Annotated in this window: 10 protein-coding genes and 2 pseudogenes; 1 reads left to right on the top strand and 11 read right to left on the bottom strand. The window is 47.4% G+C overall.

Features of this window, described 5'->3' with window-relative positions; genetic code table 11:
• Positions 1-694: 694 nt before the first annotated feature.
• Positions 695-1,048 (bottom strand): hypothetical protein, encoded by a 354-nt coding sequence (locus CICURV3402_RS04510; RefSeq protein ID WP_158380006.1) that lies wholly within the window; start codon positions 1,046-1,048, stop codon positions 695-697.
• A gap of 321 nt (positions 1,049-1,369) precedes the next feature.
• Here CICURV3402_RS04510 and CICURV3402_RS04505 point away from each other — a divergent pair, with 321 nt between their 5' ends.
• Entirely contained in the window at positions 1,370-1,723 is a 354-nt protein-coding gene (locus tag CICURV3402_RS04505; protein WP_158380005.1) for a hypothetical protein, read from the top strand.
• 601 nt (positions 1,724-2,324) lie between these two features.
• On the opposite strand, the gene CICURV3402_RS04500 is transcribed toward CICURV3402_RS04505, so the two are convergent.
• From CICURV3402_RS04500 to CICURV3402_RS04450, 10 genes and pseudogenes are all read right to left on the bottom strand, one after another.
• Positions 2,325-2,474: a hypothetical protein gene (locus CICURV3402_RS04500; RefSeq protein ID WP_187306944.1), complete on the bottom strand. Its 150-nt coding sequence runs from the start codon at positions 2,472-2,474 to the stop codon at positions 2,325-2,327.
• 246 nt (positions 2,475-2,720) lie between these two features.
• Positions 2,721-3,115 (bottom strand): annotated as a pseudogene (locus tag CICURV3402_RS06735) (DUF6441 family protein).
• 361 nt (positions 3,116-3,476) lie between these two features.
• Positions 3,477-3,686, bottom strand: coding sequence for a hypothetical protein (locus CICURV3402_RS04485; RefSeq protein ID WP_158380002.1), 210 nt, complete (start codon positions 3,684-3,686; stop codon positions 3,477-3,479).
• Between the two features lie 321 nt (positions 3,687-4,007).
• Positions 4,008-4,637, bottom strand: a pseudogene (locus CICURV3402_RS07835) (phage tail tube protein).
• A 38-nt stretch (positions 4,638-4,675) separates the two neighbouring features.
• Positions 4,676-4,813, bottom strand: a complete 138-nt coding sequence (locus tag CICURV3402_RS04475) for a hypothetical protein (RefSeq protein WP_222837049.1) — start codon at positions 4,811-4,813, stop codon at positions 4,676-4,678.
• 166 nt (positions 4,814-4,979) lie between these two features.
• Entirely contained in the window at positions 4,980-5,141 is a 162-nt protein-coding gene (locus tag CICURV3402_RS06725; RefSeq protein WP_235667650.1) for a hypothetical protein, read from the bottom strand.
• 553 nt (positions 5,142-5,694) lie between these two features.
• Positions 5,695-6,036 carry a hypothetical protein gene (locus CICURV3402_RS04465; RefSeq protein ID WP_158380001.1) on the bottom strand — a complete coding sequence of 114 codons (342 nt, stop codon included), beginning with the start codon at positions 6,034-6,036 and terminating at the stop codon, positions 5,695-5,697.
• The gene (locus CICURV3402_RS04460) at positions 6,008-6,367 is read right to left on the bottom strand and encodes a hypothetical protein (protein ID WP_158380000.1); all 360 of its coding nucleotides are present in this window, start codon (positions 6,365-6,367) and stop codon (positions 6,008-6,010) included. The genes CICURV3402_RS04465 and CICURV3402_RS04460 overlap by 29 nt, the downstream gene beginning before the upstream one ends.
• Before the next feature lie 1,647 nt (positions 6,368-8,014).
• Positions 8,015-8,263: a DEAD/DEAH box helicase family protein gene (locus CICURV3402_RS04455; protein WP_158379998.1), complete on the bottom strand. Its 249-nt coding sequence runs from the start codon at positions 8,261-8,263 to the stop codon at positions 8,015-8,017.
• Positions 8,264-8,702: 439 nt separating this feature from the next.
• A complete protein-coding gene (locus tag CICURV3402_RS04450) occupies positions 8,703-9,050 on the bottom strand; it encodes a hypothetical protein (RefSeq protein WP_187306942.1) in 348 nt (115 codons plus the stop codon).
• Between the last annotated feature and the right edge of the window lie 951 nt (positions 9,051-10,001).

The following is a 10,001-nucleotide window of genomic DNA, read 5'->3' as shown; positions in this document are numbered from 1 at the left end:
TAATGAGGCATTCTCTTTTTTTTAACAACCGCTATCTTTACAAGGGTTATCGCCTTCGTCCCACGAACAGATGAACGTAAAAAAGCTTTCATCTTCAATACTCTTTCTGCTACTTTACGTCCGTATTAGAGAATGTGTGGTCTCAGTTGATCGGGTTACACTGCTCTCTGGCTCGTTTATGGCATAGGCGGGCAGAATATCTGGCATGCGAAGAGACGATTGGAGTTTTTTCATTGCACCCAATATCGCCGACGGCGCAATGCGTAGCTCCTATTTATAAAAATCGAGAACGGCTAATCCGGCCTGTACTTTTTCGCCGGTACGCCATTATTACTTTTGACTGAATCCATAAACCGCTCATAAACATGAATTTCAAAAGCGGGGTCTATCAATGCCGCATATCGGATAGAGACTAACTTATCCGCCCAGCTTCTAGATTCAAGACCCCCTTTTATGATGTTGAGCGAAGCTCAAAAATATCTTCACTGATGTTTCGTCAAAAACCACTCACTCTTTCTTCTTTAAGAAAGTTTGAGTGCGACAAACCGGCACTCAGAACATAGAGTCATAATTTAGCCATCGTCGATGTTATCGTTTCGGGTCAGTCGCAAGTGCGGCAGCTATGCCACACGGGCCAAAAGTTCGAAGGCTGCGCCACTATGATATGGTGCCGAGCTAGAACGGCTTCGCCGTTCTAGTGCTTTGGTTGCGTCACCAACTGTGTTGCTGTGGCGATGGTAGCTTGCGTGTTATTGAGATCCTCTGTAAAAACATTCATGGGTTTGTTCCACCAATCATGACCATTGAAATCAAGATCGATAGAACTGGCTTGCACGTTACTAATATCGTGAGATTGCCAGAACGGTGCACCCGCCGTATTACCGTCACTGTTCCCTATGCTTCCGATGGCATCGATCGCCACACCGGCTTGTTGCTGATATCTGAAGTTATTGTGCCTTAATATCAGCCATTGCCAGTACATTACCTGATAGTTCACTGCGAGAATGATGTAGTCCGGATCTGTATGCACAAAGATATGATAGGTCACCTAGTAGCCAGCCGCGTATTACCCGATTTGCTCAAGCAATCGGTAATGCCGACCCGATTTACCGCTGGCGTGTTCAGGGTTGCCCCGCTGTAACTAAACTCTGCCTACACCAAATAGTTCAAGCCGATGGCGTTCGGCCGTCCGTAGATCTGGCCTTCAATAAATCGCTAGCCGAATTAGCTAACTCGCTTACATAAGGCATCAGCTGCGCTCTAATGCGTAGTAATCGCTAAACGAGGTGCAGACAACATCCTGAATCACCACGTAGTTTTTACTATTGATCGTGAGAATGTTTTTCACTTGATTATTAAACCCCGTGATATGAAAAATGCTATCAACGGCACCATAGAGATTATTGCTGTGATAGAGCATTACCAGATAAAGCGCATAGGTGTTTTCATACCGACGCACATTATTGGATATGATGCTCTTACTCAATGGCATAGTCAAGTGCATGCGCAGGTTGTTGTTGTTTCCTTTTCAAAGAATAGAATGACGGGTGTCCCAATAGCGTGTAGCAGGTGCACCGCTGAACATGCGATCCGCAAACATCGGTTTTGGATACTGCCACAGCGAGGCGTAATGGCAAAACTTGCCGATAGCGAAGGTTTGTACACGGGCGTACCCACTTTCATCGCCACATTCAGTCGTTATACTCTCACAGACAGCCAGTAATCGATCCGATGATGATAGGCAGGCACACCACAGACTGGCGAAATACTGTGCTGTATTAGAAAGGGGTTCTTAGAAACATAACCCTTCATTGTGGCCACGGCTAGGTTGTAATAGTCCTTGGTGTCATCCTGATAACAATAAACCCGCAGAAAATATGCTCTTTACCAGATAGCCCGGGTGCCATCATGATCAGTTCACGATGGCTCAAGGTGGTTTCGTAGTTATGTTGTCGATATAGTCGATATAAGCAGTCATGGATTTTCGCTTCCTAAATTAGAATTTTTTGAAACTCTAAAAGGCCGCGACTTCTGCATTACGTGGTGCTCGGAATTCTCATGTACCTTATATACACTACGGTTCCTGCGCGCCGTGCGCCTTGAACTCACAGCCTTTTACAGTTTCAAAAAAAATTCTATTTAACTGAGCAGCTATCGAACGGTACCGGCATCGCGCTGCAAAATATTGAGAATGGTTTTTTCTCCGGATGAGGAGTTGAGGTAATCTGCTGCCATGGCGGGATCGAGTACGTTCACAACGCGTACCGCTTGGCCTTTAGATGCTACCTGTGGGGATTAGGTATCAGACTCCCGGCTGAACATGCCTAAGCAACAGCCCATTGCATAAAATCTACACCCACCTGTTTTACCGCGTCTACATTCATCACGAACTGATCGGCTGACAAACGCGCCGGAATAGAATTCGATGTGAATGTGTTTTGGCCTGTCGCTGCTACCACGAGCACCGGACCCACATAAGGAATCGCGGCCTGGGATGCAGCCGTTCCGGCACTAGATTTGGCAGCATCGACACCATAGCGGTGGTTGCAGCAGATTTTTGGGCGACTTTGGCGCTAATAGCAGCCACATTCATCCTGTGTTCCTGCTACACAAAGGCATCGTCCATCTGTTGAAAAAGATTGCCCCATCGCGCTTGCGTCAAGGCATTTACCAGTTCACGTTCCGTCTGCGCAGAGGCATGCGCATGGGTTTGCCAAAGGTTAGCCCTGCTTTGGGTTGATCGTGATCAGCTCAGCTTCGATCTTGGTAATTTTAATGCTGGCTTTTACGCCGATGGGGATTTCCTGACCTATCTGTAGGCGCTTAGCACCGGTATGAATGCGCTCAACTCGTTTAAAACGAGACAGTTGTCGGTTGTTTTCTGAGATTTTTTCAGCCATTAAAATGATTTTTCTATTTTTTGAATGAAATAGGCATTGCCAGAGCGCACCAAACCATCAACCACGGCCCAAAAGTGCTGCGGCCAAATACGACTCGGTAGGAAAGGGATCAGCACATCACCGGAAATGAGGCCGCCTTTATCGTGCACCCCCATCAAATGGATCTTGCTGCCGATCTTGAGTGCCAGTAGTCGCTCAGATTTTTTCTCGATCACCTTGCTGTGAATGAAAAAGATAAAACTCGCCCGTTGAACCTTAAAATCACTGTGAATCTCACGTCACAGACACCGATTTGCATGCCACGCTTCACGGCTTCGTGAATCGTTTTGCGCTAGGTGGTTGAGCAAGCATTGAGTGGCTCGGATTAAATAGCCAATAGATGTACAAATGAACGTACATGATTAAGCTCCTGTTGTAAGCGTTCAATGGAACGCCTCTCACCTTTGGCACCGACCTCCACTAGGGTCAATTGCAGGCTGGCCTGCTTAAACTCGAATTACAGATCGGCTTCGAGATAAACGCTAAACTAGAGCAGCGTGTAATTCAGGATGTCAGATAAGAGGTGCGGTGATCGGATCAACCGTTGGATAAGAATATGCCAGCAAGACGATCGTTTATCTGAACGGTGATTCTTACGTCGTCCTGCTGCAGTGTCGGCACCACCCGTTGCACGAAAAAATCGATGTTGACCTCAAATAGTAGTGTTGCCAAAGTAATGGCTTCATCCAACGAGAATGCCTCCACCAACTCATGTAGTTTACGTATAACAATAGCGATCGCAGCCAAAAGGTTGTCGCCATATTAGATGGCAATCCCCAGTTAATCGATCTGATCTTCCATAAACTGATTGCAAGAGGCTTTATTGCGGCGAGGATTTTTGGAATTTCACCGATGTGAATGGACGAAATTGCAATCGGCTCATCAGCGCTCGTTAGATTCGTTGGTTGAGACCCAAAGGCATCAAATTCGGATATCACTCACCTCACAATAAAACAATGCGATCGAACTGACCGAGATCGCCAGCGGCAGGTTTTAGGGTGTCAGCCAGCACTTGGCTTCACACCTCAAACTTCAACAGCTCATCTGTAATGACCGACAATTCCTTGTCTAGGTTGATAGCCACTCGATAGAGGTTATAAACACCTCGCGGTTGCTGTCAGCGGTATTCAAGCCTTTGAAATAGATCCAGCGTTCCGGCAACGGATAGGTGAACATGGCGATACTCTGTACTGCCCCGTAGGCATAGTTAGCTTTAAACAGTTCGATGCAATAACTATAGGTAGTAATATTGTTGATCAGCAGGTGGCCATGTTTGGAATTCAGCTGATACTGAGAGGCAGGCAGTGTCTTAGGCGTTTTATTGGAGTCTTTGATGACAACAACTGACGAGACGTTTTGTTTAGCTAACAGATACAGACTTCCCGTTTCCATTGGGGTGGCAAGAGTGTTTATCAATGAAGGTGCTACTCGTTTAATCTTTGGTGGATCCGTAGAGCGCCAGGCCTAGATTGATTGCGATCAGTTTTTCTAGAGTGCAAGAGAACTCGCCTTTTTTGTCTTGATTAGATGCAGGTCAGTCAGTCGTTGGCCACTGGTAGACTCCTGATGCTTAAAGGTGTCTACCGATAAGGACACCTTTAATTCAGGCGCGTTGCTAACAAAGTTTAATCCCTGCTGATTTCCATTGCTGTCGCTGGCACCGACATAAACGTGCCCCTGTCCAGAGAAATAAGCCACGATGAATCTCCTTTAGGTGTACGAGCGTGTGATTTTGTTTATATGGATCCCATTGCGTCGATATCCTGAGCAACGCCTTGGGCGATCAGATATTGAGCTAAGGACTTAGTAAGGTCCATATGTGCACAGAGAGAGTGAGCTTCACCGGCGTGGGTATAGGGTTTTAGTAAGGTCATTTTCATGGAAGAACATTTATCTATTTTGCGTCAGGTCGTTGCTCAGGGTGCAATAGCGGATTTCAAAGCGCGCCGGTATAGCGCCCGTCCTGTTATCTGCGTCCTCCACATCCCATTCACAAAGTCTTGAGTCAATCAATAGTACAGGATGAGCCTTAACGATCAGTTAATCAGCGGTATCGAAGCCGTTTTCGTCACGAGCGATGGCCATTAATCGCACTGTTAATACGCGATCCATCACGCCAGTGGTGTTAGCGGCAATGCCATCGCCTTTAGAAAACACCAGTAGAGCAGGACTGGCTTCACGCGTGATAGGCAGCGATGGCATATGCTACACCGGAACGGGTAAGACTGTGTGGTTAAGCGTCGCACTATCTCCCTGAAGAGGTGGTAACGGATTGAGTTCATATTCATGCCACCCCAGGGGCCTTGAATACTTTCCTGGTCGTTTTTCATGGTGATTACTAAGTGGTTTTAGCGTTACGAAAGGCTGACGCGATACTCAGTGCCGTCACCAATGGCACAGATATCACGCACTTGATTGGGCGTCCCATTGATATCGACCCGTTCATCGATGGCAAGCGTCATTCAACTTACCGGATAGTAGATCTAATAGTCACGTGACAGCGCTAAGCCGTCCAATACGATTTCTTACGGCGAACGAAAGGCGCAATAGGCAGAACCACCCTGGGTGTGAACCTGACTAAGCAAGTCAGCACGTTGCGCTCATCGGTAAAACTCTTCGACGCGCACCGTTACAACGTCAACTTGATCAGAACACCCGGACAATGACACATCGGCAAGTGGTTCGATTACGTATGCAAATTCGTACCAGGATAGAGTCATTCCCTAGACCTACAGGTATCCGTACTTGCTGCATGTCAGTTTGGGTAGACTATAGTCATTAGCATTGCAGAAAAACTTGAGGTCGCCTTTAGTCTCTCCAACACCGAGATGCGCTCGTTAATGGTGCGGTTAGCACCGAGATTGGCGTACCTCTCAAAAGTTTCTGCAAACTGGTTATTGGTATAAACGCGTCTCAGCGCGACCTCGTCAAAAAGCATGTGCACAATGACATCACGATTACGCAAGCGCTTGGCATTTAGTTTTTCCGCGTAATCTTGATTCACTAGATTATTGTGATTCTGATTCAGCTCGATCCAGCGTTTTTGGCTTTTATCAACACGCTTGACATTAAGCCCTGGCCCCGTTACGTAGCTCAAATGCCAGCACACATGGTCGGTTTGGCTTCCGTCCGTCCGGTACAGCAGCATTCTGGTGTGTAATAGCCACGCAAACTACAGGTATCAGACAGCGCCAAAAACGGATCTTCCTAGACCTGTTTTTGCTGATCTTCTTGGTTTTATGGATCAGAATAATACCGGTCTCGAGATTAACTGCTTCCCGCAAACGCTCGACACGCTCACGCAGTAAAAACAGCATGGCGTTATTGTCATTTCCGCTCCTGCCGTCTGGACCATCGTCAAACACATTATGGATCGGATCTATCACCAGCACATCCATACTGCCGTTCTCCGCCGCATACTGGAGCATCTCATCGTTATCCGACTAGATCAATACCTGCTTCCATTTGAACGGTAACCAGTCAGTTGTACTGACCGGTGCATTAACCTCATTCATGGACGTGCTGGCTACCTAACCCTCTCGGATCAGCGCCTCCGTCGCTTTCTTTTCTTCCACCAGAATAATATGGCAGGCCGATGTAATCTGAGGCTGGTTATACAAAGGGTGTAGATCATTGGGGCGCATTGACCGAGACAATACATCCCAAGGTCTAAATTCCTTCCTGCAGGTGTCATAGAGATGCACACAGGCTATCAGTTTGCTGTGTTAATCTCTGTAGTCCCACTTTGCAGTCGCTGCCCCAAGTTCATCTGCCGGAATAGATTTAGGGTCCGTTGACGAAGGGCTCTGAGTGCAGACTATCGGAAAGGACTGCGTAGATACGCCGAGCCACTGTGCAGACTATTTCATTACGGCCTGAAAATCGCGCTGCAAATCCAGATGCATGACCCGCGTCCAGGCATCAAAATGTTGCCTCCTTATCCGGTAGCAAAATCAATCCACATGCCCGCTCGTGAAACATCCAATTCAATCACCATACTTTTCCGGCATAGCTTTCTAGATCGCCGACAACATATTTCTTGCCGCGTTGTTTCCAGTCGGGAAAGAGAGCGTAAAGGACTAAGGGTAATCTTACCAGAAATTATGATTTTAATGCTTAGGCCTTACGCCAAGACTTAAGAGATGGCGCCTGATCAGGAGCATCGTTAAAGTCGAGCCAAACCACATGAGGATGATACCTCCCGCCAGCAGCGATCCTGCCAAGAGTAAAAATAGCTTACTCGCGCCAGCAGCTCTCCAGAATCACAGGACTGCAGAACGCGAATCCCGCGATCGGACGCACGCTGAGCTAGCCCACAGTTAAATGACACCCATTTGAAATAGATCGCGGCGGTATCCTTATTGATGGCCGTAAACAGACCAGGGTTGGTCGAAATACTTTGGATTTACGGGCCTCCATGTAGGCGGACTAGTAGAGCGCAACCTGTGCCTCGTAGATCGGCTTGGATAGGGTCAGACCTCGCTTTAAGATTTACTTCTAAGATTTACCGTTCAGAGATTTGCATTCCCAGAGTGCCAGATACTGCGCGGAAATAGCGTCTGGTCCTACAGCCAAAATACATCGATGTGACCCCGCAAACGGCTACCCACAGTAGAAAAGCCGTATTTCCCGCCAGTGAAAGTTTCGGTGTACAAATCAAATCCCGCATCATGAAACTAGTCAATCGCAAACGACTCAAATAGTGATCTTGAGCCGACTGAAGCGCGCTATCAATGCACGCGCAAATCTGCTCAGACAGATTAGGTTTATCATTAAAATCGAGCATCAGAATGCGCCTTGTTTTTTGTATAACTCCCGAAAAGCTGTGTGGTAAGTATTCACTACGGCATCGGTGATCGATGCCTTGTTCATGATGGCGTCAACTGCCGTCATATCGAAATTATCCGCAGCGCGTTTTATTTAAGACAGTTCATCCTAAATGCTCACATCAATGACAAAGGTACGAGAGGGTATCAAGTATCCTGAGGAAATGAGTTCGGCTAGGGTGATTTGATCCGATACATTGCTGAAGATCAGTTGTAGGCCTTTCTTGTCACCATAGTCGGATGTTACTGTTACGCTGAATATGGTGATGTTCGGATTGCAATCCCTGACATGATCAATAATACGTTAATGACTAGCAGATCCAGCGTGGATATGTTTTTCAGGTTGCTGTCTCTGCAGAGTGTTCGCACCATAGCAAAGCTGCCATAATCGTCCCAAGACTTAGCATGAGCGTCAAATACGGAGGTGCTCACCGAGGGATTCACGCGTCGACACTTTGCGTTGTTTTGCGTATTCAGCTCATTGCGATGGGCTAACACAAAGGCCTTGACGTCTTCATCGCCTAACCACTGCCTGGTAACACCGGAGAGTATGTAGTTTTTCCCGGTGCCCATAGGTGCCACTCCGAGAGTATTTTAATACTGTTTAAGCGCAAGCAGACTACGCTCCACAAACAGTTTCTAACGAGGTCGTAATATCCATTGCCAAGCCCCTGACTTTGCTCATCTGGGACGACATGAAAGTGTGGCAGTTGGGGTAGGCTGGGTAGCCGGAGCCATGGGTTTCGCGCTCACGCGACCCATCACAGCTGCTAAGTCTTTGCTATCATGGGTCATGGCGGGTCTTGACGACGTTCTTATCGGCGCCGTTCTGTTCCTTCTCCATTTCCACTGTAGAGACAAACTCAATGCCATCAAAGTCGGCAAATCCTTGAATGCGACGTGCCTTTTTTGCCTGTGGCCTATTGTCTTGAGGGTGTCAGCCTCTTGCAGAATGCAGGATACCTTTGATAAAGGCGCGCCCCACATTCGCCCACTCAAGGCCTTTCGGACTGTGCAAACGAATTAAGCTCCATATTTTACGGTTGGCGTAAGGTCTATCTAGCACCACGAATTCGTAGTGGAGGTAAATGGATCTAGTGGTGTGATTGTGACCATAAACGCTCAGGAAACCAGCGGTAGATTTCACTAGCCTACGGATCTTTGCCATCAGATTGCCAAGGTGCGGCGCTTCAATCAGATCCAGCCGGCAGACACTGCGATCCTTGGCGGGATAACCAAATAGATTAAGCGTGTAGTTGATAAAATCGCGGTAATCCGCTGCCATCCTCGCTTTTTATTTCCGTAAACGTGATGACTTGATCAACGATGCCCGGCAGTTCCAACGCGGTCTTGGAGCCGTCGAGGTAGGGTGTGAATACCTTGCTATTAAATTCATCGACCTTTTGTTGAGCATGCGAACGAATCAGATGTTCTTGTTACGGGTGTGCTGCAGGTGCGTCAGCCAAGCAATCATTTTCTAACCATGCAGACCGTAAGCACCAGGCGTATCCGGGTTTCCCTGTGTGATCACTGAATGTTTTTAGCTGACCTTTACACCACTGTAGGCACAGCTGGCTGGCGACGGTGATGGAGTCGACGAAACCGTGTTGTACTTGTCTAGGGAAACGGGATCAGCAAATTTAGCGCATACCGTGTCCTAGTGAGCCTGACTGTAGGGATGGTCTTCACGCAGTGCTGGATTTCAGCAATGTACAAGGTAAAGTCACTACACTCCTGCCAAATACGCGGACGCATCGAATCGCCGAGCCAACCTTCAACGGCCAAAAACTCCCTCATGGCTTATCTTCCACTCTGAAACGATAATGTTCAACGGTAAATGCGGATGACACATACCCATCGGCTTCAGGAAGTCCCTAATATTATCGCCAGAGGGCTTATTCGTTTATAGATGTCCGCCAAAATATTACAGTCAAATTTGGACTCAGAGAGCGATATTTCACTTGCTATATCTGCCTACCGAAGCATTCATACAAACACTAAGAACTCGAATAAACTGGAGACAGAATGAGCAACACAGTCATCTTTGAACCCTCGCAATAGGTCATTGCCCAAATCACGCAAGTGCCTGAAATGGACAGCGAGGAAATTAAATCTCTATGATAGAAAGTGTATCGTAGTGACACACCCACGCATATCCGAATCTTTCTTGAACACAAGCGGGCTTACCACCTACAAGAACAGGAATTTAGTCGTACCCACTAAACCGAGGCAGACA

The sequence above is a fragment of the Candidatus Williamhamiltonella defendens genome (assembly GCF_900699045.1).
Taxonomy (GTDB): domain Bacteria; phylum Pseudomonadota; class Gammaproteobacteria; order Enterobacterales; family Enterobacteriaceae; genus Hamiltonella; species Hamiltonella defensa_A.
The sequence above is the reverse complement of the archived record's forward strand: the minus strand, read 5'-3'. Positions and strand labels throughout refer to the sequence as shown.

What these genes read in the sequence shown, in the direction of transcription:
- CICURV3402_RS04505 (WP_158380005.1), top strand. Translation starts at nt 1,370, where the DNA reads ATGAAAAATGCTATCAACGGCACCATAGAGATTATTGCTGTGATAGAG.
- CICURV3402_RS04475 (WP_222837049.1), bottom strand. Translation starts at nt 4,813, where the DNA reads ATGACCTTACTAAAACCCTATACCCACGCCGGTGAAGCTCACTCTCTC.
- CICURV3402_RS06725 (WP_235667650.1), bottom strand. Translation starts at nt 5,141, where the DNA reads ATGCCATCGCTGCCTATCACGCGTGAAGCCAGTCCTGCTCTACTGGTG.
- CICURV3402_RS04460 (WP_158380000.1), bottom strand. Translation starts at nt 6,367, where the DNA reads ATGCTCCAGTATGCGGCGGAGAACGGCAGTATGGATGTGCTGGTGATA.
- CICURV3402_RS04450 (WP_187306942.1), bottom strand. Translation starts at nt 9,050, where the DNA reads ATGGCAGCGGATTACCGCGATTTTATCAACTACACGCTTAATCTATTT.